The organism is Corallococcus interemptor (assembly GCF_003668875.1).
Classification (GTDB): domain Bacteria; phylum Myxococcota; class Myxococcia; order Myxococcales; family Myxococcaceae; genus Corallococcus; species Corallococcus interemptor.
In genome coordinates, this window is the sequence record NZ_RAWM01000134.1 from 1 (window position 1) to 25,542 (window position 25,542).

21 protein-coding genes are annotated in these 25,542 nt (G+C 71.6%); 6 read left to right on the plus strand and 15 right to left on the minus strand.

The features are described 5' to 3' along the window. The 7 genes from D7X96_RS32175 to D7X96_RS32205 form a co-directional block, all read right to left on the minus strand. On the minus strand, positions 1-1,977 hold a 1,977-nt coding region (locus tag D7X96_RS32175; protein ID WP_158626657.1), incomplete at its 3' end, for a PAS domain-containing sensor histidine kinase. Positions 1,978-2,126: 149 nt separating this feature from the next. Next, positions 2,127-2,561 carry a hypothetical protein gene (locus tag D7X96_RS32180; protein ID WP_120552776.1) on the minus strand — a complete coding sequence of 145 codons (435 nt, stop codon included), beginning with the start codon at positions 2,559-2,561 and terminating at the stop codon, positions 2,127-2,129. Continuing rightward, a complete protein-coding gene (locus D7X96_RS32185) occupies positions 2,558-2,869 on the minus strand; it encodes a hypothetical protein (RefSeq protein ID WP_121771476.1) in 312 nt (103 codons plus the stop codon). The genes D7X96_RS32180 and D7X96_RS32185 overlap by 4 nt, the downstream gene beginning before the upstream one ends. A gap of 166 nt (positions 2,870-3,035) precedes the next feature. Beyond that, entirely contained in the window at positions 3,036-3,731 is a 696-nt protein-coding gene (locus D7X96_RS32190) for a c-type cytochrome (protein ID WP_121771477.1), read from the minus strand. Positions 3,732-3,748: 17 nt separating this feature from the next. Next, positions 3,749-4,987 carry a YncE family protein gene (locus tag D7X96_RS32195; protein ID WP_120552779.1) on the minus strand — a complete coding sequence of 413 codons (1,239 nt, stop codon included), beginning with the start codon at positions 4,985-4,987 and terminating at the stop codon, positions 3,749-3,751. After that, positions 4,984-5,622 (minus strand): hypothetical protein, encoded by a 639-nt coding sequence (locus D7X96_RS32200; RefSeq protein ID WP_120552780.1) that lies wholly within the window; start codon positions 5,620-5,622, stop codon positions 4,984-4,986. The genes D7X96_RS32195 and D7X96_RS32200 overlap by 4 nt, the downstream gene beginning before the upstream one ends. Next, the gene (locus tag D7X96_RS32205) at positions 5,619-6,938 is read right to left on the minus strand and encodes a WD40/YVTN/BNR-like repeat-containing protein (protein WP_121771478.1); all 1,320 of its coding nucleotides are present in this window, start codon (positions 6,936-6,938) and stop codon (positions 5,619-5,621) included. The genes D7X96_RS32200 and D7X96_RS32205 overlap by 4 nt, the downstream gene beginning before the upstream one ends. Before the next feature lie 332 nt (positions 6,939-7,270). Between D7X96_RS32205 and D7X96_RS32210 the strand changes: the two genes are divergently transcribed. Both D7X96_RS32210 and D7X96_RS32215 read left to right on the plus strand, forming a co-directional pair. Next, positions 7,271-8,383: a cyclic nucleotide-binding domain-containing protein gene (locus tag D7X96_RS32210; RefSeq protein ID WP_370450203.1), complete on the plus strand. Its 1,113-nt coding sequence runs from the start codon at positions 7,271-7,273 to the stop codon at positions 8,381-8,383. Positions 8,384-8,440: 57 nt separating this feature from the next. Beyond that, the gene (locus D7X96_RS32215) at positions 8,441-9,607 is read left to right on the plus strand and encodes a cyclic nucleotide-binding domain-containing protein (RefSeq protein WP_120552782.1); all 1,167 of its coding nucleotides are present in this window, start codon (positions 8,441-8,443) and stop codon (positions 9,605-9,607) included. Between the two features lie 4 nt (positions 9,608-9,611). On the opposite strand, the gene D7X96_RS32220 is transcribed toward D7X96_RS32215, so the two are convergent. From D7X96_RS32220 to D7X96_RS32230, 3 genes are all read right to left on the minus strand, one after another. Continuing rightward, a complete protein-coding gene (locus tag D7X96_RS32220) occupies positions 9,612-10,904 on the minus strand; it encodes a YecA family protein (RefSeq protein ID WP_121771479.1) in 1,293 nt (430 codons plus the stop codon). A gap of 86 nt (positions 10,905-10,990) precedes the next feature. After that, on the minus strand, positions 10,991-12,181 hold the full coding sequence (locus tag D7X96_RS32225; protein ID WP_120552316.1) for an OmpP1/FadL family transporter: 1,191 nt from the start codon (positions 12,179-12,181) through the stop codon (positions 10,991-10,993). Between the two features lie 31 nt (positions 12,182-12,212). After that, positions 12,213-15,167, minus strand: coding sequence for a hypothetical protein (locus tag D7X96_RS32230; protein WP_121771480.1), 2,955 nt, complete (start codon positions 15,165-15,167; stop codon positions 12,213-12,215). Positions 15,168-15,315: 148 nt separating this feature from the next. On the opposite strand from D7X96_RS32230, the gene D7X96_RS32235 reads away from it, so the two are divergent. The 3 genes from D7X96_RS32235 to D7X96_RS32245 all read left to right on the plus strand — a co-directional run bounded on the left by D7X96_RS32235 (position 15,316) and on the right by D7X96_RS32245 (position 17,151). Continuing rightward, complete coding sequence (locus tag D7X96_RS32235) at positions 15,316-15,852, plus strand: hypothetical protein (RefSeq protein WP_208647415.1); 537 nt, start codon at positions 15,316-15,318, stop codon at positions 15,850-15,852. A gap of 72 nt (positions 15,853-15,924) precedes the next feature. After that, complete coding sequence (locus D7X96_RS32240) at positions 15,925-16,233, plus strand: CBS domain-containing protein (protein WP_121771482.1); 309 nt, start codon at positions 15,925-15,927, stop codon at positions 16,231-16,233. 228 nt (positions 16,234-16,461) lie between these two features. After that, positions 16,462-17,151: a nucleotidyltransferase family protein gene (locus tag D7X96_RS32245; protein WP_120552320.1), complete on the plus strand. Its 690-nt coding sequence runs from the start codon at positions 16,462-16,464 to the stop codon at positions 17,149-17,151. A 78-nt stretch (positions 17,152-17,229) separates the two neighbouring features. On the opposite strand, the gene D7X96_RS32250 is transcribed toward D7X96_RS32245, so the two are convergent. The 4 genes from D7X96_RS32250 to D7X96_RS32265 form a co-directional block, all read right to left on the minus strand. Further along, positions 17,230-18,066, minus strand: coding sequence for a hypothetical protein (locus D7X96_RS32250; protein WP_121724920.1), 837 nt, complete (start codon positions 18,064-18,066; stop codon positions 17,230-17,232). Between the two features lie 161 nt (positions 18,067-18,227). Continuing rightward, on the minus strand, positions 18,228-19,076 hold the full coding sequence (locus tag D7X96_RS32255) for a hypothetical protein (protein WP_121771483.1): 849 nt from the start codon (positions 19,074-19,076) through the stop codon (positions 18,228-18,230). A gap of 80 nt (positions 19,077-19,156) precedes the next feature. Then, the gene (locus tag D7X96_RS32260; protein ID WP_121771484.1) at positions 19,157-20,023 is read right to left on the minus strand and encodes an OmpA/MotB family protein; all 867 of its coding nucleotides are present in this window, start codon (positions 20,021-20,023) and stop codon (positions 19,157-19,159) included. A 72-nt stretch (positions 20,024-20,095) separates the two neighbouring features. Continuing rightward, positions 20,096-22,693, minus strand: a complete 2,598-nt coding sequence (locus D7X96_RS32265; RefSeq protein ID WP_121771485.1) for a GAF domain-containing protein — start codon at positions 22,691-22,693, stop codon at positions 20,096-20,098. Positions 22,694-22,910: 217 nt separating this feature from the next. Here D7X96_RS32265 and D7X96_RS32270 point away from each other — a divergent pair, with 217 nt between their 5' ends. Next, positions 22,911-23,759 carry an HAD family hydrolase gene (locus tag D7X96_RS32270; RefSeq protein WP_120552325.1) on the plus strand — a complete coding sequence of 283 codons (849 nt, stop codon included), beginning with the start codon at positions 22,911-22,913 and terminating at the stop codon, positions 23,757-23,759. A gap of 90 nt (positions 23,760-23,849) precedes the next feature. Here D7X96_RS32270 and atpA read toward each other — a convergent pair whose 3' ends face one another. Next, positions 23,850-25,397, minus strand: coding sequence for a F0F1 ATP synthase subunit alpha (atpA, locus tag D7X96_RS32275; protein WP_120552326.1), 1,548 nt, complete (start codon positions 25,395-25,397; stop codon positions 23,850-23,852). Positions 25,398-25,542 lie beyond the last annotated feature (145 nt).

Below are 25,542 nucleotides of genomic sequence, written 5' to 3' on the forward strand. Positions count from 1 at the left end.
GGGCCTGGGTGACGGGGGCAGGGCGGGGTCCGGCCGCTGCGTGGCGGACAGGGGCAGGCGCACGGTGAAGGTGGCGCCCCGGCCCTCGCCGTCGCTGGCGGCGGAGACGGTGCCGCCGTGCATCTCCACGATGTGCCGCACGATGGACAGGCCCAGCCCCAGCCCGCCCGTCTTGCGCGTGCTGCCGCTGTCGGCCTGGCGGAAGCGCTCGAAGACGTGGGGGAGGAAGGCCTCGGAGATGCCCTGGCCGGTGTCCTCCACGGTGAGCTCCACGGTGGAGTCATGCCGCGCCACCACCAGCCGCACGTGGCCGCCCCGGGGCGTGAACTTCACCGCGTTGGACAGCAGGTTCCACACCACCTGCTGGAGCCGGTGCGGGTCCCCCATCACGCTGCTGGAGGTGTCCACGGTGGAGCGCACCTCGATGCCGCGCGCGTCCGCCGCGGGCCGCACGGACTCCAGCGCCTGCTGCACCACCGCGGACAGGTCCACCGGCGCCACGTCCAGCTTGAGCTTGCCGGACACGATGCGGCTGACGTCGAGCAGGTCCTCGATGAGCTGTCCCTGCGAGCGCGCGTTGCGCTCGATGGTCTCCATGGCGCGTTCACGGCGGGGCTCGGACAGGTTGCCGGTGCGCAACAGCTGCACCCAGCCGAGGATGGCGGTGAGGGGCGTGCGCAGCTCGTGGCTGATGGTGGCGAGGAACTCGTCCTTGAGCTGGTTGGCCTCCTCGGCCTCGCGGCGCGCGGCGCTCTCGCGGGCGAGCAGGGCCTCGCGGTCCACCTCCGCCTGCTTGCGGTCGGAGATGTCGATGACGCTGCCGATGTAGCCCAGGAAGTGCCCGTCCGCGTCGAAGCGGGGCGAGCCGGTGTCCACGGTCCACCGGTAGTGTCCGTCCGCGCCGCGCAGCCGGTAGTCCAGGCGGAAGCTCTGGCGCAGGGCGAAGGCGTCCCCGAAGGTCCGCTGCGTGCGCAAGAGGTCGTCGGGGTGGATGGCGTCGAACCAGCCGAGTCCCAGGCCCGTGGCCTCCGTCTGGCCGGTGAAGGCATACCAGCCCCGGTTCATGTAGGTCGTGAGGCCCTGCGCGTCCGTCACCCAGAGCATGACGGGCGCGTGGTCCGCCATGTTGCGGAAGCGGGCCTCGCTGTCGCGCACGGCCTCCAGCAGGCGTTCGCGTTCCTGGGCCACGGTCTTCTGTTCGGTGATGTCGCGCGCGGCGGCGTAGAGGAGGCCCAGCTCGGGCACCGGGCGCGAGGTCCACGCGAGCCACCGGTAGCGGCCGTCGCGGGTGCGGAAGCGGTTCTCGAAGCGCAGGGTGGGGATGCCCTGGGACAGCTTGCGCATCTCCGCCTGGGTGGACTCCCGGTCGTCGGGGTGGACCAGCTCCATGAACGGGTGCTGGCAGAGCTCCGCCTCGCTCCACCCGAGCACCTGGACGAAGTACGCGTTCACGCGTTTGAAGTACCCGTCCATGCCCGCGATGCTGAACATGTCCGGGGACAGCTGGAAGAAGCGCTCGCGCTCCTCGGCCTCGGCGTGGCGGCGCTCGGCGCTGTCGAACGCGAACGGGATGGCGGCCTGGGCGAGCGCGTTGTCGATGCAGGTGCAGAGCACGCGCACTTGCGCCAGCGGCACGTCCAGGTCCGCGCGTCCGGCCCGGTCGAGGATGCAGTCGCGCAGGAGGGCGTATTCGCGCGTGAGCAGGGACACGCTCACGCCCAGGCGCAGGCGCTGACGGCCATGGACGCCCGCGGCCTCGCTGTGGTGGAGCGGAGGCGTGTCCCGGGGATTCGCCTCGGCCTCCACGAGCGAGGCGTGGAGCTCCGTGAGGATGGAGGGCAGGGCGTCAACCACCTGTTCGTGTGACAGGCGCAGGGTGGCGAAGAGGGGGGCCACCCGCGCGGCCCAGTCCTCCACGATGGCATCGCGGTCGGTGTGCAGCAGCTCCGCCAGGGACGCGGGGGCACGGCCCGTCATGGGCGTCCGCCCCTCCGAGGAAGGGCCCCGTTCCTGTGTACCCGACGAGGCCATGAATCTCTTAGAGGTGGGGCGGCCCGGCGTGCCCGGGCAGGGGCGGGAAGCACGGCCCCTCCCTCCTTGCCCGTGTGACGGCCGGGGGGACGGGCTCAGTGCACGGCCACGATGCGGCCCTGGCCATCCACGCAGTAGACCGCGCCTCCATCCAGGATCTCCGCATCCAGACCGCAGCGGGACAGGTCCGGGATGAAGGAGATGAAGAACAGTCCATCCTCGGAGCGGAGCACGCGGGTCTCGTAGGTGTCGCGGCGTGACAGGCACTCCGCGATGCGCGGGTCGCGTGCGTTGCTCTGGACCTTCCGGCCCGGTGGAAGGAAGTCATTCAGCGCCAGGCTCAGGGCCTCCAGCATGGGACCCGGAAGATGGGTGGCGTTGTCGAAGGACTCCGGGAAGTGGACGCGGGCAGCCTCTGCTTCGGGCGCACGCGGAGCCATGGGAAGCTTGTGGTAGCCGAGCAGACCGCACCCGCTCAGCCCAACACCCAGGAACCCGAGTCCGAGCGCACGCAATCCACGCAGCGTCATGGCAGCCAGTCCTTTCCCTCGAAGGCATTGAACGCGCCCCAGTCACCTTCGGCCTTCCCGATGGGAACCCAATGGCCCGCCCGCAGCGCGGACACGACGGGGGTCGCGTAGTTGTAGCTGTAGGCGATGCAGTGCCCCAGCTTGTCCTTGTGGAAGATGTACAGCTCGCGGTCCCAGATGCGCCCTGTCTCCTGTTCGAGGACTCGGGACGTGCCCAGGGGAGACCAGCCCGCGGGCCTCAACGCGCCCATGTCCCGCTCGGAAGGACGCGGGTTGTGGGGATGGTTGTGGGCAGGCCCCAACAGCACGACTCGCCGGTGCTCCAACTCATGGAGCTTCCGGGGAACCAGGCAGTACTTGCGGCCATCCGGGCCATCTCCGCCGATGTCGGAGAGGAAGCTGAGGAAGTACCCGTGCTCCTGTTCCGAGTAGTAGTGCAGCGCGCAGTACTCCTTCAGAGCGAGCGGATCCGCATCAAAGTCCCAGGTACGTGAGCAGCGCGCCCAGGTCCGCGTCGGACAGGGCCTCCTTGCCGTAGAGCGGCATGGTGCCTCCCACGCCGAAGAACGGCCCGTGCCGGACCTTCTCGATGACGACCTGCGCGTGCGGGATGCCCGGGAAGGCCTCGTCGTAGGTCCGCGTCACCTCCGGCAGCACCGACGCGAAGGTCGTCAACCGGCCTTCACCCGTGTGCGTCGCGCCGTGGCAGTTCTGGCACGCCGCCCGGTACACCGCCTCGCCGCGCGTGGCGTCGCCCCGGGGCACGTCCTGGATGTCCTTCACCACCGTGAACGGCAGCGCGGGCGCCTGCGCGTCCGGGCTGATCCGCGACAGGTACTCATACAGCGCGCGGGAGCGCGGCTCGTCCGGCCCCAGCTTCGTCACCCCACGCATGAAGTTCACGTAGCAGACGTTCACCGCGTCCAGCAGCCGCGTCTCGCTGCCGCCCCACCAGTCAGGCCGCGCCGCCACGTTGTACAGCGTGTGCCCGGAGTCGATGCGTCCCGCCGGCGCCTGCGCCGTCGTCGCGTGGCACGTCGCGCAGGAGAAGGAGTTGTACTCGCTCGACGACAGCGTCGAACTCTGGAACAGCGCCTCTCCGTAGTCCGCCGCGTCCTGGGGCCCGTCCTCACGGCACCCGGCGAGCACGCCCACGAGCAGCGCCGCCATGCCTCCTCGCAGGCCCCTCACGGCGTCCCCCGCAGCAGGCTCACCGAGTCCGGGAAGATGCCCACCTTCACCGTGGACACCACCGTGCCCTCGCCCAGGTCCACCACGTGCAACGTGCCCGGGCCGATGTGGTCCCCTTCGCAGACCGCCAGGCCGTGGCGCTCGTCCGGCGTCAGCATGAGCTGGTGCACGTTGAGACAGCCCGCCTGCGACAGCTGCACCGTGCGCAGCACCGCGGACGTCGCCGCGTCGATGACCGCCACCGCGTCCTCCTGCTGATAGGGCATGTAGAGCGTGCGCCCGTCCCGCGTGAACGCGCCGAACATGGGCGCGCCGCGCAGGTACACCGTGCGCTCCGGGTTCATCGTGCGCGTCCCGGGCTCCAGCACCTGCACCTGCTTGCTCGCCAGCGAGCTGACCCACACGTCCCCCGTCGTGGGCGACACCGTCAGCGCGTACGGCTGATGCCGGGGGTTCACAGCCGTGCCCGCGCCCGCCGCCACCTTCACGCGCGTCACCGGCCGGCCCTCGGCCTCCAGGTCCACCACCGCGACCTCGTCCGACCAGCAGGCCACGTACGCCGTGCGCTCGTCCGCGGACAGGCGCACCGCGTGCGGGGCGGGGCACACCCTCACCCGCTCCTTCACCGCCATCGTCTCCGCGTCGAGGATGACCATGCGCGCGGCCATGTCCTCCTCGGTGCCGCCCTTGCGCGCCACGTCCGCGATGCGAAGCAGGTCGAAGTGCGTCTGGTACAGCGTGCGCCCGTCCGCGCTGACGATGACGTCCCCGGGGTTGCGGTCCACACGCGTGGACGCCACCAGCCGGTTGTCCTTCGCGCTCAGCTTCAGGCAGTAGCCATCCGCCGTCCCCGTCCCGTGCGCGCCATGTGGCCCCGAACCACCGCCCGGCACGTAGTTGGAGATGCCCACGTAGTAGTAGTCACCCGCCGGCGACACCGCCGTGTGGTGCGGCCCCTCCAGCTCCACCGGATGGAGCCCCACCGGCACGCGCGCCAGCTCGCCCCAGCCCGGTGTGCCCAGCCCGTCCATCTCCAGCAGGCTCACCGAGTCATCCAGGCTGTTCGTCACCAGCAGCCTGCCGGAAGCCCCCGGAGGCGGCACCGTCGTACCGCCCCGCGTCCACGGGTTCGGATCCGCGTACGTCAGCTCGGGCACGTCCGGGCCCGGCTCCGGCGGCTCGGTCTCCGTGCACGCGCCCAGCGCCAGCGCGCAAAGCCAGACAGCGCGCCTCACCTGGCCATCCCCATCGTGAACGGCACGGTGGACCCCATCGTGTAGGGCCCCTCCGTGATGCGGTTCTGCACCAGGTACGCGCTCACCACCTGCACCGACAGCTCCTTGCCCGCGGCGTCCTTCACCGTCTGCCAGGAGCCGCCATCCAGCTGCCACTGCAACTCGGACGTCAACACCTGCGCGATGGGGCACTCGCGCCCGGCGGCGTAGACCTTCACCCAGTAGAGGTCGCCCGTGTACGGCGGCAGGTGGGCCTCGGCGGTGGGCAGCACCTGGTTCCCCAGCCACGCGAGCACCGACCGCTTCGACTCACGCGGGCGGGCTTCCCGCATTGGCGGCACCGGATGCTCCAGCGACGCGCGCAGCGGGGACGTCCACCGCCACAGCGGCGCGGCCTGATCCGTGAAGTACGACTGCCCGGGCTCGGGCGACGTGAGCGTCACCGCGCGCGAGCTGTCCTGGGGCTGGTTCTTCGCGTCCTCCATCGTGCGCCACGCCTCGTCCGTGGCGCCGCCCGCGTACAGCGGCTCGCCGCACGCCGTGGCCTGGGGAGGGGCGTCGTCTTTGTCGCACCCACTCAGGGCCAGCAGCGCGACGGCGGCGGTGCTCCACGGCAGGAACGTCTTCAGCTTCATGGTCTCGGGTCCTCGCGCCGCCGGCCGCGACGCCACAGGGGAAGGAGGAACAGGGGAACGAGCGTGCCCGCGGGCGCGGCGGCGCAGCCCGAGGACGGCTTCGGCTTCGGATCCGCGGGAGTGCCCGCGTCGGAGGGCGGCGCGCCGGCATCCGGCACGCCCGCGTCCGGAACGCCGTCCGGATAGAGCGGCGCGCCAATCGTCTCCGCGAGCTGGGGCCAGCGCGACGGACACAGCTCTCGCACGGGCGTGCCCGCCGGGCACTGATGGCTGCCTTGAATCTGCTCCAGGCTGAAGAGCGGCTCCCAGGTGGTGCCGTCATCGGTGCTGCGCGCCAGCGACCAGTCATGGAGCCATGGCGAGCCGCAGCCGTAGAGGACGTCTCCCACGCGCGTCACGCACGCGTTGCCGGTGGGCAGCTCCAGCTTGGAGAAGGCCCCACCCGCCTGGCTGCGGAAGAAGGAGTTGTACGTGGACACCCACGCGGTGCCCCCGTCCGCGGAGACGTCCATGTTGACGAAGACGTCGTCGATGCCCGCGCCCGTGCGCGCGCTGAAGGTGCGCCCCCCGTCCGTGCTGTGCAGGACGTGCGTGTAGCCCTGCGCGGACACGCGCGCCCAGACGCCGAGCGGATCCACCGGGTCCGTCGCCGTCACCACGAAGTCGAACGGGCGCACCAGGTCCGGGAAGGCCTGCGGCAATTCCTCCCATGTCTCGCCCGCGTCGCCGCTGCGGAACAGGTACATGCGCGCCGTGTCCGACGCGGACACGTAGAGCGTGCGCGGATCCGCGGTGGACACGCGCACCGCGGAGAAGAGGACCCCCGCGCGCTGCAGCGCCAGCGCCCGCCACGTCCCGCCGCCGTCGTCCGAGCGGAACACCCCGTTCGTCACCGACGTGGAGCGGCCCGTGGCCACGTACAACACCGCGTCATCCGTGGGGTGCGCCGCGAGCCCCGTCACCCACGTGTCCTTGAACGCGGGGTGTGACGTCCACGAACACGCGCCGTCCTTCGAGGACAGCAGCGCGTTGCCCGTGGCCGCCAGGAGCTCCCCCGTCCCGCGCCACACGAAGGACTCCGGGCGCCAGCCGCCATACCCCATGGCATCCGGACACACCCAGCGCCACGTCCGCCCGCTGTCGCGCGAGATGACCGCGCCGAAGGTGGCCCCCACGAAGAAGTCCTCCGGGTGGCCACGCCGCAGCGTGACGTTGGACGTCTCCGGCAGGCCCGCGTGCGCCCACGCCACGGCCGGGCCCAGCAGTCCGGCCACCACGGCCGCCTTCCAACCCCCCGAGATTCGTCGCTCTGGCATCCGGCGCTCCGGGGCAGACCCCATGGCTCCCCACGATAACGCCCGGCCCGCGCATGCATAGCGGCCGGTGCGGCAAGGGGTTTCCCGAGCCCCAACCTCCCGGGTTTCGCGCGGCCCCTCCGCGCGGTCCGGCGTCTGTCCAAGGCCTGCCGTCCTTCCCCGTGATGGCTGGCTTTCCCTGTTTCAGGATGCTACGCCATCAGGGTCCCGGACCCAGGCGTGGACATCCTCTGTCCGCCGGGGCGTCCGGGAGGAATGACGGGGCCGTGATTCCAGACGATTCGAACGTGGGCGACGTGGCCGTGGGCCCTGGCTCCAGCGTCACGCGAGGCATGTGGGCGCGGGTGTTGAAGGGCGAGGTGGAGGACGCGGTGCGGGCCTACGAGGCGATGGGCGCGGCGCAGCGCGAGCGGGTCCTGGAAGAGGCGCTGGCGGTGCCCACCGACACGCGCAACCGCCTGGTGGAGGTGCTGCGGCAGGCACGCGACTTCGCGGGCGCGGCGAGGCTCCTGGAAGCGGACGGAGATGACCGGAGCGCGGCGCCCCTGTACGAACAGGCGGGAGCGCCGCTGCTGGCGGCGGAGGCGTGGCTGAGGGTGGGCGAGCAGGCCCGCGCGGCGGCGGCCTTCGAGCGCGCCGGTTCGCTGGAGCAGGCGCTGTCGCTGTACCAGGCGCTGGGCGCGCGCGAGTCGCTGGCGCACCTGTTGGGCCGCATGCACCGGCCCATGGAGGCGGCGGGGGTGTTCCGGGTGCTGGGCAACGCGCACGCGGAGCTGGAGATGCTGCGCGCGGTGCCCGTGGACGACGCGCAGCGGCCGGAAGCCGTGCTGCGCATGTGCGAGCTGCTGGACGCGGAGGGCGCCACGTGGCGCGCGCTGGTGCTGCTGGCGGATGGCATCAAGCACGCGTCGGGCGCGGGGCTGCTGCTGCTCCAGGCGGAGCAGGCGCGGCTGCTCCAGCAGCTGGGGCTCGCGTCGGCGCCGGAGGGCGCGGCCGCGGCGGAGAAGGCGCCGCCGGTGGTGGATGGCTATGGCTATCTGAAAGCCATTCCCATCTTCGATGGTCTGTCATTGGAAGACATGCGCGACCTCTACCGCCTGGCGCGGCCCATGCTGTTGCCCGCGGGGACGACGGTGCTGGAGAAGGGCGCCAAGGGCATGGGGCTGGTGGTGCTGCTGGAGGGCATGGTGAGCGTGTCCACCGGCCCGGGCCGGGACGCGCGCCAGCTCAACATGCTGGGGCCCGGTGCGTTCCTGGGGGAAATCTCCCTCATCCTGGATGGCCCGGTGTCCGCGCACGTGCGCGCGCACACGGTGGTGCGCGCCCTGCGCGTCACCCGGACGGACTTCCAATACTTCCTGGAGACGCACGAGGCCGCCGCCCTGCGCATCTACCGCCTCTTCACGCAGAGCCTGGCGGAGCGGGTGCGGGATTTGAGCGGGTGAACGGTCCGCCCTACCGAACGGGTGCGTGCGCCGCGCGGCTGGGTTACAGAAGCGCGCATGGCGGACTCCCCACACGCTCAATCCCTCAAGTCCCGGGCGAAGCTCCTCGCCGCGCGCGGTGAGCTGAGAGAGGCGCTGGAGGCCTACGAGGCCGCGCTGCGCGTGGACCCTGACGACCCGGTATCGCACCTGCGCGTGGCCGAGATGTACCAGTCGCTGGAGCACGAAGCCGCGGCCATCAGCGCCTATCTCAATGCGGCGCGCGCCTGGACCCGCGCGGGTGAGCTCCTGCGCGCGGTGGCCGCCCTGGTGATGGCGCGAGTCCCGGGCACCCGCTTCGATGTGGTGCACACCGTGGCGGAGCGCTTCGCCCTGCCGCCCGGCGCACTGGCGCCGACCTTCGCCTGGGTCCCCGACGGCAAGGACCCAGGCGTGCCGGTGCTGGCCAGCGTGGGGCGGGAGGCCTTCGTGGCCCTGGTGGAGGCGCTGGAGGTGCGCGCCTTCTGGCCCGGTCAGCGCGTGGTGGAGGAGGGGCAGCCGGGCGACTCCATGTTCGCGCTGGTGGAGGGAAGCGCGGAGGTGGCGCGCCGGGGGGAGGGCAACGCGCGCCAGGTCGTGGCCACGCTGGGGCCGGGGGACTTCTTCGGCGAGGTGGCGCTGGTGTCGGAGGGGCCCAGGCTGGCCAGCGTGGAGGTGCGCGAGCGCTCCGTGCTGCTGGAGTTCAAGCGCCAGTCCCTGGCCCGCGTCAGCGCGGCGCACCCGGAGGTGGACGCGGCCGTGCACGCCTTCTACCAGCGCCGGCTGGTGGAGAACCTGCTGCGCACCAGCCCCCTGTTCACCAACCTTCCGCCCGCGCTGAAGCAGGCGATGTCGCGCGAGTTCGACCTGCGCGCCGTGCCCGCGGGAGAGGTGCTCCTCACGCAGGGCCAGCCGGGGGACGCCTTCTACCTGCTCTTGCGCGGCCAGGTGCAGCTGTCACTGGAGCAGCGGGGCCGCATCGTGCTGCTGCCGGAGCTGCGCGAGGGCGACGTGTTCGGCGAAATCTCGCTGCTGCTGGACAAGCCGGTGTCCGCGACGGTGCGCACGAGGACGCCCTGCGTGGTGCTGCGGCTGGAGCGCGCCGCCTTCGAGCGGCACGTCGTCACCCAGCCCGGCTTGAAGGGCCAGCTCATGCGCATGGGGACGGAGCGCCTTCAGCAGACCGCGAAGGCGCTCTTCGTCTGAGACGTCAGGCCTCCGCGTCCAGCTGCACGGGGTGCTCGCGCAGCCAGCCCTGTGCGCGGCGGATGCGGTCCGCGCCGGACGCGCGGCCTTCCTTCTCCAGGAGCTGCCGGTAGGGCTCCAGCTGCTCCGGCGTCCACGCGGGCAGGGCCTTCAAGTCCGCGAGCGACACCATCTCCTCCGCGCTGCGCCCCTTCGCCTCCTGCCGCGCGGTGAGCAGCGCCGCCAGCACCAGGCGCGCGGGCTCTGCTTCGAAGGCGATGGCCGCGTCGGTGAGCCATTCGCGCGTGGGCTCGTCCGCCGCCGGGTCCTTCGCGCCCGCGCGCATGCGCTCCAGCATCCCTTCGAGGAAGTCCGCGTCCACCGCGCCCTTCACCGCGCGCAGCAGCGCCGCGATGACCTGCCGCCGGCCTTCCGGGTCCTTGGGCTGGGACTTCATCGCGCGCAAGGGCTCCCACAGCACGACGGTGAGCCACAGCTCCTCCTCCGGGGAGAAGACGGACGGCGTGGCGGGGTCTCTCAGCTTCGTCTCCACCCGCTGCGCGCGCTCCTTCGCCTCGCGCGAGATGCGCTCCACCAGCGCGGGGTCCGCCTGCACGTGCTTCACCAGCGCATCCAGCTCCCCGGCCTCCGCCTTGCGCAGGGCCTCCGAGGCCTCCGGCGTCATGGACTCCGGCTCCATCTGCGCGACCAGGGACTCGTACTTGCGCACCACCTCCGCGTGCTTCTGGCTCCACTCGCGGAACTGCACGTCGAAGACGACGTCCAGCACGGGGTTGTCCTCCGGCCGCACCTTGCCCGTCTTCTTCGCCGCCGTGGCCAAGAGCGCGCCCACGCACAGCGCCCGCCGCTCCTCCGGCGTGCGTCCACCCTTCGCGGCCTGCGCCAGGAGGCCCGCGCCCAGCTTCTCCTGGAAGCCGCGCGTGCCCAGCTCCCGCACCACGCCCACGCGCAGGCTGTTGCGCGCCTGCATCGCGTCCAGGCCCTCCTGCGCGGCCAGCGCCGCGAGCGCCTTGCCCACGTGGTCGCTGAAGGCCTTGTCGTCGTACCTCAGCCCCGGCTGGGGTCCCGCGGCCTGGAGCAGCACGGACAGGTGCTCCAGCGTCTGAGACAGGCGGGACACGTCCGCGTCGCCCAGAAGCGACATGGCCGCCTCCAGGTCCTGCTTCAGCGGGTGGGCGGGGGCGGTGGAGGGAGGCGGCGCGGCTTTCGCGCGGTCCTCGGCGGCGTGACAGGCCTTGTACTTCTTCCCGCTGCCACAGGGGCACGGGTCGTTGCGGCCGGGCTTGGAAGGGCTCACGGCTTTGCACCGTAAGCGAAAGCGCCCGGCCCTTCCATGAACGGAAGGGACCGGGCGCCCCGGTACTTCAGGAAGTGCTCAGCCGGTTACTGGGGGTTGAAGCCCAGCGTCAGGCCGAACACGTGCGCGGAGCCGGAGTACGTCGCCGGGATGCCCGGGGCCGTGCTCACCTTGTCCGCCAGCGCGACGAACTGGTAGCCCAGGTCCGCGCGGAACGGCCGGAACTGGTAGCCCACGCCCAACGTCGCCTTGATGCGGTTCGCGTCCGGCAGGTCCGGCGTCAGCGTGCTGTTGGGGCTCGGGGACGGGTCGTACACGAAGCCCGCGCGAACCTGCAGCGCGTCCGTCACGCCGTACTCGGCGCCCAGCGCGTACTTCCACTTGGCGTGCCAGCGCTTGGGCACCGGGTTGTCGATGGACGGGTTCTCGAAGCGGATGGCCAGCTCGGAGAACGTGGACCAGTCCACCCAGCTCGCGTCGAACGCCAGCAGCAGGTTCGGCAGCGGCCGGTACGCCAGGCCCGCCGTCACGGTGGACGGCAGGACCACGTCCGCGGTCGCGGTCTGGTCCGTCAGCCGGCTCTGGAACTCCACCGGGATGTTCTGGAAGTCCGCCTTGCCCTTGAACGAGATGTCGATGGCGCTGCGGTAGTGCAGGCCCATGTCCAGGTTGTCCAGCAGCTTGGCCTGCACGCCGATGTTGAAGCCGGAGCCCCAGTCCGCGCCGCCCAGGTGGATGGAGCCCTCGCTGTTCACGAAGTCCAGGCCACGCGTCAGCTCGATGGTGGCGCGCGCGATGTCCAGACCCGCGCCGAAGCGGAAGCGCGGGTGCAGCTCATACGCGAACGACGGGTTGATGTAGTACGTCGCCAGCGAGGACTCGTAGCCGCGGAAGCGGCCGCTGAAGCCCTCTTCCCAGCGGCTGCGCGCGCCGAAGGGCGTGTACACGCCCACGCCGAACGCCGCCTTCTCGAACGGCTTGTAGACCACGAACAGGTGCGGAGGCGGTGACAGCGTGGTGCGCTGCCCTTCCTGCTCCTGGCCCGGCCGCTGGAACGTGATGCTGGGGAGGATGCCCGTGTCGCCCAGCGTGATGTCCAGCGTCTTCACGCCGACCATGTTGGCCACGTTGTAATAGATGGAGGACGAGTCCTCCAGCCATGCCGTGGCCGCGCCGCCCGCGCCGGTGGCGCGAGCGCCCTGGGTGTCAATCTGGAAGCCCGCGGCCTGGCTGGTACCAGCCGCCAGGATCGCCACGAGGGAGAGTGTCTTTTTCATGGGTGTGTGATTCCTCTCTCAGTGGGTGCCGTTACTGCGCCACGGTGCCGGTCGCCAGGAAGCCCAGAATCTGGTCCTGGGCCGCGTTGCGCACGGCCTCCGGAATCTGCGGGTTGTTGAGGAACGCGTGACGGCCGGCGGCCGGGATGGCGCCGATAGCGGCCTCGCCGAACATGTAGGAGGCCACCGTGCGCGGCGCGTCCTTGCGGTTGGCCGCGTTGATCAGCGCCAGCGTGTTGGCGTTCGGGATGACCTGGTCGCCTTCGATGTACTGGATGAACGCGCGGTGCTTGGCGGGGTCCGTGCCGGCAGCCGGGTTGTTGTCCAGCAGGTACGCGTAGTTGCGCGCGTCCGCCGGGTCCAGGATGGTGTTCGCCAGGCTGATGAACGTGTCGAACGACCGCATGCCCGGCTTGATGCCCGCCGTGGCGAGCGAGCCCAGGAACGCGTCACGCTGGGGCTGGAAGGCGGGCGCGGTCAGCAGCACGCCGGCCAGGTTGCCACCGGCCACGTTGAGCACCGAGCGGCGCACGCGCGAGGACACCGCGGTGGACATGGTGCCCATGATGCCGCCGAGGCTCTGGCCCACGTAGTCCACCTGCGCCGCGTTCAGACCGCCCACGGCCGTGGACAGCTCGGGGCTGGCCAGCACGCGCAGGAACTGGCTGAAGTCCACCACGTGGTGGCGGAAGTTGTCGCGCGTGGTGAACAGGTTGCCCAGGTTCAGGAAGTTCCAGCCGGAGATGACCGGGACGCCCTGCGCGTTGCGCCTGAAGTCACCGCCCTCGCACTTGTTGTCGGCCATGCACTGGCCCTGCGAGACGACGTTGGCGCAGTAGACCTGGCCGTTCGGCACGCCCGGCGGCAGCGACGCGGCGTCGCAGGCGGCGCCGGCGCCCGCGGTGCGCGCCACGCAGCGGCCGTAGGACAGGCTGCCCGGGCTGGTCTCGCAGCGCTGGGTGGCCGGGTCGGCGCACGCGGCGTCGTCGCTCGGGGCGCCCAGCACCGAGGCGGAGCCCACGCAGCTGCTGCGCTCACCGTGGTAGACGGCGTCCATCGCGACCACCGCGTAGCCCGCGCCGGTGAACTTGTTGGCCACGCCGAGCACCGCGGTGCGGTTGCTCGTCAGGCCGTGGCCGAACACCAGCACCGGCCAGCCGCCCGTGGGCGCCTCGCCCGCGGGCGTGAACAGCATGAACGGGTAGCGGGTGGGGCGCGGCTCGGTGGGGTTGAGCGTGCCGAAGGGGCCCGTGAGCAGCCACGGCGTGTTGGCGCGCACCTCGTAGACCGCGCCGACCTTGTCGGACGCGAGCCCGGCGCCGGTCATGGCGGACTTCACCTGCGACGTGATGGGGAAGACGGACACGGGCGCCGCGGGCGTCCCGTACACGCCACCCGGCAGCGTGTAGAGCTGCTCCAGGATGGACGTGGTGCTCTGGGTGGTGAAGTTCCAACCCAGGGCGATCTTCGAGCGCGGGATGCCCAGGCCGCCCTGGGCGACCGGCGCCGCCACCTTGTCGAAGTAGGCCTTGAGCAGCTTGCGCCGCGGCTCCAGCTGCTCCGCGAGCTCCTTCGGCACGGAGGAGATGAGGCTCTTCTTGGCGACTTCGTCGTACACCGGGTTGGCCAGGCGCAGCAGCGCGAAGGCCGTGGCCGGGGCCACGTTGCGGCCCTTCTCGTCCTTCAGGTCCGTGGTCATCACGGCGCCGTACTCGGTGGCACCATCCAGCGGCGCCTTCGGGACGATCTGCAGCTGCTGGGGCACGGGGACGGCGCCCTCGGCGCCCACGCTGGTGCCGCAGTCACCGGCGTTGTTCACCAGGCAGGTCGTCCAGTCCGGCTGGGTGCCCTTGTCCTGGTTGGTCACCTTGAAGAACTTCACGCCCTCGGCCAGCGACTCCGGATCCAGCTTGGGGGCCGGGCCGTCCTCGGCCTCGCGGTACATGGTGCCGTCCAGCACGCCCTGGTCGTCACCGTTCTCCGAGACGATGGCGCCCGTGGGGGAGAAGCCGTCCAGCGTGTTCAGGCCGGTGAACAGGTCCTGCTGCAGGCCCGGCGTCGTCGGGACCGGGAACATCAGGGTCTTCTTGACCGGGTCCCGGATCAGGTTGTTGGGGAAGGGGATGATGGGCGCGGGCAGCCGGGGCGTGGCGGCCAGGCTGATGGTGGCCTCCGGCTGGTTGACGATGCTGAAGGTCCACATGAGGACGATGTCCTCACGGCTGAAGCCCTGGGGCTTGAGCGCCTTGTTGAACACGTCCGTGTAGCCGCGGCGGATCTGCTCCAGCTGCAGCGACTTGGCGGTCTGGTCCGCCAGGCGCCTGGCCGGATCCGTCTCCGTGGAGGGGATGAGCTCCGTGGCCGGGGCGCAGTCAGGCGAGGTCAGGTCCTCGCAGGTGACCAGCGACTTGTCGGAGTTGATGAACGCCCACGTGGCCGACCCGATGATGGACTGGCCCGAGTTGGTCTTCAGGCCCTTCTCACCACCGACCAGCGCCACCGCGTAGCGGCTGCCCTTCGGCCACGCCGGCAGGCCCGTGTTCAGGTCCACCGGGGGGATGATGTTGAGCAGGTCCGTGTCCTCGTTGTACGCGAGGGTCGGCGTCACCTTCTTCGTCTCAAACGGCGTGCCCTTGTACAGGTCGATGAAGATGACCGTCTGCGGGCTCACCGTGCGCGGATCCAGGTCCTTGATCTTGGTGCTCGCGATGGCGGACGTCGGGAAGCCGTTCAGCGTGTTCAGGTAGTCGCGCGTGAACTCCTGCTCCGCCGGGGACGCGGTCGGGTTGATGGGCGCGTTCACCCGCTTCGTCTGATCGGCGAGGGTGACGATGGCCAGGTCGTTGGGAGAGGGCACCACGGCGGGAGACGCCGAGGGGTCGAACTCCGCGAGGCCGACGTTCAGGTTCGGAGCGTCCTGCGCAATCTCCGGCGTGCAGGCGACGGCTCCCAGGGCCATGGCCCCGAGGAACAACTGTTTCTTCATGGTGGGAATCCCCTCCAGCCCAAGGTGAACTGCTGGAAACGATGCAGTGAGTAGCACGCCAGTCCCCGGTCACAAAGTGAGAGGGATTGACGCGCCGAGTCACCTATGGGGTGGGCCTGCGCGGAGGAACGCGGATACGCTGCCGTCCATGAACCGACTGCTGGCTGTGTTGGCGATGACCGTGGCGATGGGCGCGAGCGCGGAGGAGGCTGGAGGGCTGACGTGGAGCGCGCCCGCGGAGTGGGCCGCCCAGCCTCCGCGTCCGATGCGCGCCGCGACGTACAAGGTGCCCGCCGCGAAGGGAGACCCGGAAGACGCGGAGCTGGCGGTCTTCTACTTCGGGCAGGGACAGGGCGGCGCGGTGGACGCGAACGTGAAGCGCTGGGTGGCGCAGTTCCAGAAGCCCGACGGCAAGCCCCTGGAGGACAAGGACGCGAAGACGAAGCAGGAGAAGGTGAACGGGCTGCCCGTCACCACGGTGGAGGTGAAGGGCACGTACGCGGGCGGCGGCCCCATGATGGGGCCCTCCGCGCCCAAGCCGAACTTCAAGCTGCGCGGCGCCATCGTGGAGGGGCCGGAGGGCGCCATCTTCTACAAGCTCACCGGGCCGGAGAAGACGGTGAACGGCGCGGAGAAGGGCTTCCGCAAGATGGTCGAATCGGTGAAGCCCGCGGCGAAGAAATAGGTCGGCAAGCGGATTGCTAAGGCCTCCGGCACACGGCGCCCGAACGCCGAGCACCGGAGGCCTCACGTGTCGATGTGCCGCAGCCCTGAGTTCCAGAACCTCATCTCCCGCGCCATCACCCTGTTCCCGGAGGACACCGTCCTGGGAGCGCTCCAGCAGATGTACCGCCACGGCATGCACGTGCTGCCCGTGGTGGAGGGGCGGGGCGGCGACCTGTTGGGCGAGGTGACCGAGGACGAGCTGCACCGCGTGGCCCGCCGCCGTCCGCTGGCCCGGCTGGCTGAAATTCTGACCGTCAAGGCGCTGGCCACGCCGGAAGAAACGACCGTGGAGACCGTCGCCCCGCTGCGGCTGGCGGCCTCCAGCGGCTGGCTGCACTGAAGTCCCGCCTGCCGCCCATCCGGCGCGGGGGAGGGGAAGGCCCCGGGCCCGTCCGCCTGACCGCTGGTGGACATCCGCCCTTGCCCAAAGGGCCGGCAGCGAACACCTCCTCGTGTGACTGGCGGCTGTCTGACGACTCGCACTGACGGACAGGCTGCAATCCCTCCGCGAGGTCAACAGCCTGTTGGCGGTGCCCCCGGCTTTCCGTCGAGGGCGAGGAGGCGGGTCATGAAGGCAGTGGCGATCATCCTTGCGGCGGGCAAGGCCCGGCGGATGTCCCACCCCAAGGCGCTCATCGAACATGAGGGGGGCAAGAGCTTCCTTCAGTCGCTGGCGTCCACCTTCGGAAAGGCGGGGTGTGGGGTGTTGGGCGTGGTGGGCAGCGACGAGGCCTTGGTGCGCGATCAGCACCCGAGCCTGGAGTTGGTGACGAGCCCGAACTGGGAGCGCAGCCTGCTCTCGTCGGTGAAGGCCGGGCTGGAGGCGGCCATGGCCGAGGACGCGGACGTGATGCTGCTGCATCCGGTGGACATGCCGGCGCTGCGCGTCACCACCGTGAAGTCCATGCTCAAGGACATGGAGCGGGGCGGCACCGAGGGCGAGCTGTCCCTGCGGCCGGAGTACGACAACGCCACGGGCTGGCCGGTGGTGCTGTCCCGGGGCGCGGCGCGCAAGGTCCTGGAGGCGGAAGGGGACGACCTGGAGGCGGTGCTCAGGGCCATCAACCCGCGCCGCCTGAACGTGAAGGACCCCGGCGTCATCGTGAACATCAACACGCCCGAGATTTACGGGCGCGTCTTCAGCATGGAGCCCAAGCTGGCTCCGCCGCCCAAGCGGCGCATGAAGCGCGCGGGCGCGTCCAATGGCGCGGGGGCGGAGAGCGCTCCGGCGTCCTACGCGGCGTCGTCCGAGGAATAGCCCGGACGCGAAGACTCCCGGGGCCTGCGCGCGGACGCAGGGGACCCCGGGAGTTTTTACTTCAGGATCGCGGGCCCTTCAGAACGACAGGCCCAGGCCCAGGTAGGGGCCGGTGAAGCTGTCCGAGTGCACCACGCCGTCCAGGTGGCCGCCGTCGCTCAGGAACAGGGTGCGCCAGCCGCCGCGCAGGTTGAGGGCGCCCAGGTGCAGCGCGAGGCCGGCCTGCATGTCCACCTGGCGGTGCGGGAAGGGCACCACCTGGATGCGCGCCTCCACGTCGAAGGGCGACGGGCCGAGGCACGCCTCCAGCGACGCGGCGAGGCTGGGGCCCACGAAGATGGCGTCCGGCGCGTGCGCGCTGGCGATGCCGGCCTCCATGCGGAAGCGGCCGCGCTCGGTGGACCACGGCGAGAGGGTCAGGTGCGCGTCCAGCAGCGTCAGCCGGTCCCGGTCACTGGAGCCGTCGTCCGGCTCCAGCGAGAGGCCGCTCACGCGCGCGTCCATGCCCCAGCGCTGGCCGTCCAGGGCCATGAAGAGGTCCAGCGCGCCGCCCACGTCGCCGAAGCTGTTGCCCTGCAGGTTCAGGTGCACGAGCGGCGCGGGCCGGGGCGCGCGCTGGCCTCGGGGCACTTCCGCGCGAGCGCGGCGGTGGTAGCTGGCCGGGCCGCTGATGAAGAGCACGTCGAACCAGCCCAGGCCGGCGCCGGAGGCGCGCACGCTGGAGCGCACCGGCGCGTCCGACGCGCGGCCCACCGGGGTGGCGCGGTGCTCCTTCCTGCCGTCGTCCCGGTCGTCGGAGTCCTTCGCGTCGGACGTGCTCGGCCGGGAGCGCTTGCCGAAGCGGGCCTCCGCGGGCGCGGACCCCATCAGGACGGCGACAGCGAGCGCGGCACTCAGGGTCTTCACGAAGCCCACGGCGACCTCTCCTCTTCAGGGGCCCACGGGATGGGCCGCGGCGTGTGGACGCCTGCTTGCCCGGAATATTCAACCCGCATCACCCCGAGGCGGAACAGGGGCCCCGGGACGGGGGACGGTGTCCGGAAGGGCGCATGTGCACCCCCGGACATCCGGGCGCTTCAGAACGCGAAGCCGGCGCCCGCGTAGGGGCCCACGAAGCGGTCCACGTGCCGCACGCCGTCCACCCGGCCCGCGTCGTCCAGGACGAGGCCGCGTACGCCACCGCGCACCATGAGGGCGCCCAGGTGCAGCGCGAGGCCCGCGCTCGCGTCCAGCTGCCGGTAGGTGCCGGCGGTGCCCTGCACGCGCGCCTCCAGGTCCAGCGGGCCCGCCACGCAGACCTCCAGGGACGTGGCGAGGCTGGGGCCCACGAAGAGGATGTCCGGCGCCTGCGCGGTGGAGACGCCGCCCTCCAGCCGCCAGCGCACGCGGTCGGTGGACACGGGCGCCCAGGTGAGGTGCATCGTGGCCAGGCGCAGGTCGTCCGTGCCGGGCGTGCCGTCGTCGGTGGGCAGCACCAGCTGCGTGCCCTGCACGGCGATGCCCAGCGCCTCCCCCTCGATGCCCAGGAACGCGTCCCCGGCGAGGCCGCCGCCCAGGGCACCCACGTTGAGGCCCACGCGCAGCTCCAGCGGCTGCACGTCGCGCTGCTCGCGGACGACCAGGGCGGGCCCCGGGCTGGAGGCCTCCACGGCCACGGTCAGCAGCTCCGCGGCCGCGACGACGGCGTCGCCGTGGACGTGCGCGGAGTACGAGGGCCGCTCGCGGCGGTAGGAGTGGGTTTCGCGCACGACGGGCGTGGCGGCGTGGACCCGGGAGCCCCTGCTGGAGCCCTGGTCGTCGTCCTTGTCCTTCTTGTTCTCGGAGGTGTCCGGGGACTTCTTGCCGAAGCGGGCCTCCGCGGGAGACGCGGCCAAGAGCAGGCTGGCGGCGAAGGCGGCGCACAGCGCGGGGCGGAAGGCGGACACGGGAGGCTCCGGGGAAGGGGCGAGGTGAAACCCTCTGCTCCCCCTGACGGGCGGCCCGGCGTTCTATTCACCTCCAAGCGTCAGCGCTGCGCCGTCTTCTTCGCCTTGGCCTTCGCCTGGCGCTTGAAGGGCCGCGACGGCGGCTCCGTGCGGGCCACGGCCGCGCTCTCCGGCGTCACCGGCGTGGGGGACAGCCGCAGCGTGACGCGCCGGTTGCTGGCGCGGTGGGGCGGGCTGTCGTTGGGCACCAGGGGCCGGTACGCGGCGTGGCCCGTGGCGCTCAGGCGCTCCGGAGCCAGGGCCTCGCGCTCGCCCAGCTGGCGCACCACCGCCACGGCGCGCGCGGCGGACAGCTCCCACGCGGTGGTGGCGGGGCCCCCGGGCGCGGCGGGCAGGACCTCGTCGGTGTGGGCCTCCACCGCGACGCGATGGTCGGCGAGCGGGCCCCGGAACACCGCCGCGGCCTGCTTCAGCAGGGCGGTGCCCTCCGGCGTGAGCGACGTCGTGGCGGGGGCGAAGAGGAGCCGCTCGGACACGTCCACGCGCAGGGCGTCGTCCTCCAGCGTCAAGGTCACGTCGCCCGCCTTGAGCGCGTCCTGCAGCGACCGGCCCAGCGCCTCGAGCGCCGCCTCGCGCCGCGTGCGCTGCGCCTCCGCGCTCTTCGCCTGGAGCTCCGCCGCCGCGCCGCCCCACTCCTGCGCCTGCTGCTGACGCTCCAGCGCGCGCAGCCGCCGCTCCATGGCCTGACGCAGCGTCTGCAGCTGCGCGACGTGGGCTTCGGACTCGGCGGCCTCGTGCTCCAGCTGTGTACTGCGGGCCTCCAGCGCGCGCAGCGAGCGCGAGCCCAGCCACGCGCCCGTGGAGGCCACCACCACCGCGACGGCCAGCAGCCCCCAGGGCAGCCACCGCCAGCGTCCGAGCGCTGCCGTGGTTCGCGCGTCGTCCATGGCCCTGAAGGGTACTGGCCCCCCGGATGTGGGCGGCAAGGTGGGCGCCGTGCGACATGCGCCCGCCTGCTTTCAGTCCGGCGCCGTCCCGGACGGTTTCTTCCACCGGGGCAGGTGCAGGACGAAGCGCGAGCCGGGCCCGCCCTCCGGAGGCGCCTCCACGAACAGGTCGCCGCCGTGCGCGCGGGCCAGCTGCCGGGAGATGTAGAGGCCCAGGCCCAGGCTCGCCCTCGCGTGCTCGCCGGTGTTGCGCGCGAAGCGCTCGAAGACGCGCTCGCGCGCCTCCAGGGGGATGCCGGGGCCCCAGTCGCGCACGGCGATGACGGCCGTGTCCCCCTCGCGCTCCACGTACAGCTCCACCGGCAGGCCCGGCGCGTACTTCATCGCGTTGGTGAGCAGGTTCATCAGCACCTGCTCCACGCGCGGCCGGTCCGCCAGCGCCACCACCGGCGCGTCCGCGTGCACCACCGCCACGCAGCCCGCCGTGGCCAGCGCCTCCTCCATCCGCGCCACCAGCGCGTGCACCAGCGAGGACAGCTCCACCGCGCCCAGCTCCAGCGCCATCTGCCCCGTGCCCAGCCGCGCCACGTCGAACAGGTGCGCCACCAGCCGCGTCAGCCGGTCCGCCTGCCGCAGGGCCCCCTGCAGGCCCTGGCCCAGCCGCTCGGATTCATCCGACGCCAGCTTGTCCACCGTGCGCTGCAGCGAGGACAGCTGCAGGTGCAGCGCGGACAGGGGCGTGCGCAGCTCATGCGTGGCCACCGCCACGAACTCGTCGCGCGCGGCCACGGCCTGCTCCGCTTGCCGGTACAGCCGCGCGTTGTCCACCGCCAGCGCCGCGCGCCAGGCCAGGTCCTCCAGCTGCGACAAATCCCGCGTGCTGAAGCGCCGCGTGGGAGAGCACGTCGCCGCGCTCACGATGCCCAGCGTGCGCCCGCGCGCCATCAGCGGGACGACCATCACCGAGCGCGGCTGGAGCCCCTCCAGGACTTCCCGGTGCATGTCGTCGACGGCGAAGGCGCGCATGGCGGACTCGTCCACCTCGGTCACCAGCTCCGCGCGCCCCGTCTCCAGCACCTTGCGCAGCAGGGTCTGGGCGCCGGGATGCGGCGCGTAGGGCATGGACTTCTCCAACTGGGCCTGGAGCCGGCCGTTCCTGGCGCGGCGCTCCACGCGCTCCAGGTGCTGGCCGTCCTCGCCCAGCATGTCCACCAGGCAGTAGTCCGCCAGCTGCGCCACCACCAGCTCCGCCACGTTGCGCACGGTGGTGCGCCAGTCCAGGGACGTGGCCAGCCGCGTGGTGGCGTCCGTGAGGAAGCGCAGGTGCGTCTCCATGCGGCGCTGCTCGGTGATTTCGCGCACCACGCCGCCCACGCCCAACAGCTCCGTGCCGGAGCGCACGGGGAAGTACGTGGCCAGGAAGGTGCGCGGCTCCGGGCCCGCCACGTAGTCCACCGGGGTGTCCACCACGGCCACCTCCGACTCCAGCACCTGGCGCAGCAGGTCCTCGATGGGGCCGCCCGCCGGGCCCATCAGCTCGCGGGGCGTGAGGCCCAGGTGCTTCTCCAGGGTAATGCCGTTGTTCTCCGCGATGACCTTGTTGAGCTGCACGTAGCGCAGCTCCTGGTTCACGAAGCCCATGCCCACCGGAGACGCCGCGAAGAAGGACTCCAGCATGGCCGCGGACGCGTCCCGCTCGCGCAGGGCCTCGCGGGCCTCGCGGTACAGCCGGGCGCTCTCCACCGCCAGCGCCGCGCGGCGCGCGAACTCCGTGGCGTAGTCCAGGTCCCGCTTCGTGTAGCGGCGCGCGGGGGACGCGGAGACCAGGTTGATGATGCCAAAGCGCCTGCGCCCCACCGCCAGGGGCAGCAGCATGGACGAGCGCGGCGCCAGCGCCTCCAGCAGGTGGTGGTGCTCGGGCGACAGCGACACCGCGTCCAGCCACTGGGGCGTGATGTCCGAGACGAGCACGGGCTTGCCCCGCGCGAACGCCCGGCCGAGCGGCGTGTCCGAGCCGATCTTCGGCGGGAAGTGCAGGGTCTGGTCCAGCAGCGACTGCTTGCGCGGGTCCTTCGCGCTGAGCGCCAGCCGGTGCAGCGCGCCGTCCGGCCCCAGCACGTCCACCATGCAGTAGTCCGCCCACTCCAGCGTGGCCAGCCGCGCCACGGCCTTGAGCGTGGTCTCCCAGTCCAGGGACTCGGCGAGCAGCCGGGAGGCCTCGCTGACGAAGAACTCCGCGCGCTCGGTGGCCTTGCGCTCGGTGATGTCCACGTTGATGTTCACCGCCCCCACCAGCCGGCCCTCGCCCGAGTACAGCGGCGCCGAGGAGTTGAGGATGGTGCGGCGCGCGCCGTCCTTGCCAACGATGTCCACCTCCTCGTTGGAGACGGTCTGACGGCTCTTCAGGGTGCGGAACACGGCCCAGTCCTCGCCGCGCAGCCGCTTGCCGGTGCCGGGCCAGTACGCCTCGAAGCCGCCGAAGTTCTCCAGCTGCATCCGCGCCAGCGCGTCCTGGCCCCACAGTTCGCTCGCGGCGGCGTTGGCGGCGAGCAGGCGGCCCCCCGTGTCCACGATGACCACGCCCACCGGCAGCAGCTGCAACACCGTGCGCAGCCACTCCTGCGGCACGGGGGTGGACTCCGCCAGAAAGGTGCCAGTCGGCTCGGACATGAGCGCGGAGCCCCCCTCCCCCGCGGGAGATCCAAGGGTGGGGGTGGCAACGAAGCGGGACCACCCGGCCCGGGTTGGAACGGGCTTTCCGGGAGTTGGCACCGGCCATCCCCCGGGGGTGGGGCAGGGGGCTTGATTCGGAGCGGCCGACGGGGCGTCATTCGGGGCTTTCGTTCACGGCCGCGCTTCCAAGCGGCCGGGCTGCAAGGACAGGTGGATGGGAATCGCGTGCGTGGTGCTGGACTTCGATGGGACCTTCACGGACGTGCTGGCGGAGGGCGAGCCCTTCCTCAGGCACTTCCAGGACGCGCTGTACGGGGTGCTGGGGCAGGACGCGTCCCAGGCGTGGGCGGAGGAGGTCGCCGCGCTGCATGAGGGCGTGGACCAGTACGGCTGGGAGGTCGCGGGGCGCATCGTGGCGCCGGCCACCGCGGACCCCTACCTGACGGCCACCTGCACCGCGCACCGGCTGCTCAAGCGCTACGGCAAGGGCGACGACGAGGCCCTGCGCACGGACACGGTGCAGACGCTGTACAAGGAGGCGTACCGGCACTCGGCCACGGCCTTCAAGGCGGAGGCGAAGGAGGTGCTGGAGGCGCTCTTGGCCACGGGCCTGCCCGTGTCCGTGGTGACCAACGCGCACACGGAGCTGGTGGAGGCCAAGCTGGACAAGCTGGCCCCCAAGGGCCGCGAGCGGCTGAAGGTGTTCGGCGACGCGCGCAAGTTCCAGCTGGAGGACACGCAGCCCCGGGACGCGCGCTTCGACGCGCTGCCGGAGGCGCTGCACCTGGACGGCGTGCTGGGCCGGCCGGTGTACCTGCGCCGCGGGCGCTACTTCTCCGCGCTCAAGCGCATCTGGGACGCCACGCACACGGGCCCGGAGTCCACGCTCGTCGCCGGTGACATCTTCGAACTGGACCTGGCCATGCCCGCCGCGCTGGGCGCGCACGTGCAGCTGGTGGAGCGCGCCAACGTGATGCCCTACGAGCGCGCCGCCGTGCAGCGCCTGGGCACGCGGGGCAGCGCGGACAAGAGCCTGCGCGCCATCCTGCCCCGGCTGCGGTAACTCATCCACGCGGGCAAACGAAAAGCCCCGCCTCCCCGCGAAGGGAGGACGGGGCTGTCCGTTACGGCAACCGCGCGTGGGGCGCGAAGACTAGACCTTGGCGCCCGGGGTCGCCTGGAACACGTCGTTGAACTCGGCGAGCGCCTTGTTGATGTTCGCCTTGATGTCGGCGGTCAGCTCGCGCTTGGCGACCAGGTCGGAGACGATGTTCGGGTACTTGCTGTCCACGAACTCCAGCATCTCCTTCATCCAGCGGACCACGTCGCCCACCGGCACCTGGCGGATCCACCCGCGCTTGCCGGCGTCGTCCTTGTTGGTGGCGGCGTAGATCTGGATGACCTGACGCTCGACGGAGAGCGGCTCGTACTGGCCCTGCTTGAGCAGCTCCACCATGCGGGCGCCGCGCGCCAGCGTCTCCTGCGTGGCCTTGTCCAGGTCGGAGCCGAACTGGGCGAAGGCGGCCAGCTCGCGGTACTGCGCCAGCTCCAGCTTCATGGAGCCCGCGACCTGCTTCATGGCCTTGATCTGCGCCGCGGAACCCACGCGCGACACGGAGAGGCCCACGTTGATGGCCGGGCGGACGCCGGAGAAGAACAGGTCCGTCTCCAGGAAGATCTGCCCGTCGGTGATGGAGATGACGTTCGTCGGGATGTAGGCGGACACGTCACCCGCCTGCGTCTCGATGATGGGCAGCGCCGTGAGGGAGCCCGCGCCCTCCTCGTCGGACAGCTTGGCGGCGCGCTCCAGCAGGCGGCTGTGGATGTAGAACACGTCGCCCGGGTACGCCTCGCGGCCCGGCGGGCGGCGCAGGAGCAGGGACAGCTGGCGGTACGCCACGGCCTGCTTGGAGAGGTCGTCGTACACGATGAGGCCGTGCATCTTGTTGTCGCGGAAGTACTCGCCGATGGCGACGCCCGCGTACGGGGCGAAGTACTGCATGGGCGCCGGGTCGGACGCGTTCGCCGCGACGACCGTCGTGTACTCCATGGCGCCGTGCTTGGTCAGCTTCTCCACCACCTGCGCCACGGTGGACTGCTTCTGCCCGATGGCGACGTAGATGCAGTAAACGCCCAGGCCCTTCTGGTTGATGATGGCGTCGATGGCGACGGCCGTCTTGCCCGTCTGGCGGTCACCGATGATGAGCTCGCGCTGACCGCGGCCCACCGGCACCAGCGCGTCCAGCGCCTTGATGCCCGTCTGCAGGGGCTCGTGAACGGACTTGCGCTTCACGATGCCGGGCGCCTTCACCTCCAGGCGGCGGTGCTCGGTGGCCTCGATGGGGCCCTTGCCGTCCACCGGTTGGCCCAGCGCGTTCACCACGCGGCCCAGCAGGCCCTTGCCCACCGGCACGGAGGCGATCTGCCCGGTGCGCTTCACGGAGTCACCCTCGCGGATGTCCTTGAACTCGCCCATGATGGCGACGCCGACGTTGTCCTCTTCCAGGTTGAGGACCAGGCCCTGCACGCCGTTGGTGAACTCCACCAGCTCACCGGCCAGCGCGCCCTCCAGGCCGTACACACGGGCGATACCGTCGCCCACGGTCAGCACGGTGCCGGTCTCGGCGACGGTGACCTTCTTGCCGTAGTCCTTGATCTGCTCCCGGATGATTTTGCTGATCTCGTCGGCGCGGATTTCCATGGGCGTCTAGCGTCCTTGCGGAGGGGGCGGCCTGAAGAGAACGGGGATGGCCGCCGCGAATCTTGATGTACCGGGTGGCCCCCTATCACGGGCACCGGGACTCTCGCAACGCACCACGCGCCCCGGCCTTCCCCCACCCCCGCGC

What these genes read in the sequence shown, in the direction of transcription:
- D7X96_RS32210 (WP_370450203.1), top strand. Translation starts at nt 7,271, where the DNA reads ATGTGGGCGCGGGTGTTGAAGGGCGAGGTGGAGGACGCGGTGCGGGCC.
- D7X96_RS32270 (WP_120552325.1), top strand. Translation starts at nt 22,911, where the DNA reads ATGGGAATCGCGTGCGTGGTGCTGGACTTCGATGGGACCTTCACGGAC.
- D7X96_RS32215 (WP_120552782.1), top strand. Translation starts at nt 8,441, where the DNA reads ATGGCGGACTCCCCACACGCTCAATCCCTCAAGTCCCGGGCGAAGCTC.
- D7X96_RS32180 (WP_120552776.1), bottom strand. Translation starts at nt 2,561, where the DNA reads ATGACGCTGCGTGGATTGCGTGCGCTCGGACTCGGGTTCCTGGGTGTT.
- D7X96_RS32190 (WP_121771477.1), bottom strand. Translation starts at nt 3,731, where the DNA reads ATGGCGGCGCTGCTCGTGGGCGTGCTCGCCGGGTGCCGTGAGGACGGG.
- D7X96_RS32265 (WP_121771485.1), bottom strand. Translation starts at nt 22,693, where the DNA reads ATGTCCGAGCCGACTGGCACCTTTCTGGCGGAGTCCACCCCCGTGCCG.
- D7X96_RS32205 (WP_121771478.1), bottom strand. Translation starts at nt 6,938, where the DNA reads ATGCCAGAGCGACGAATCTCGGGGGGTTGGAAGGCGGCCGTGGTGGCC.
- D7X96_RS32240 (WP_121771482.1), top strand. Translation starts at nt 15,925, where the DNA reads ATGTGCCGCAGCCCTGAGTTCCAGAACCTCATCTCCCGCGCCATCACC.
- D7X96_RS32230 (WP_121771480.1), bottom strand. Translation starts at nt 15,167, where the DNA reads ATGAAGAAACAGTTGTTCCTCGGGGCCATGGCCCTGGGAGCCGTCGCC.
- D7X96_RS32245 (WP_120552320.1), top strand. Translation starts at nt 16,462, where the DNA reads ATGAAGGCAGTGGCGATCATCCTTGCGGCGGGCAAGGCCCGGCGGATG.
- D7X96_RS32225 (WP_120552316.1), bottom strand. Translation starts at nt 12,181, where the DNA reads ATGAAAAAGACACTCTCCCTCGTGGCGATCCTGGCGGCTGGTACCAGC.
- D7X96_RS32260 (WP_121771484.1), bottom strand. Translation starts at nt 20,023, where the DNA reads ATGGACGACGCGCGAACCACGGCAGCGCTCGGACGCTGGCGGTGGCTG.
- D7X96_RS32200 (WP_120552780.1), bottom strand. Translation starts at nt 5,622, where the DNA reads ATGAAGCTGAAGACGTTCCTGCCGTGGAGCACCGCCGCCGTCGCGCTG.
- atpA (WP_120552326.1), bottom strand. Translation starts at nt 25,397, where the DNA reads ATGGAAATCCGCGCCGACGAGATCAGCAAAATCATCCGGGAGCAGATC.
- D7X96_RS32235 (WP_208647415.1), top strand. Translation starts at nt 15,316, where the DNA reads ATGAACCGACTGCTGGCTGTGTTGGCGATGACCGTGGCGATGGGCGCG.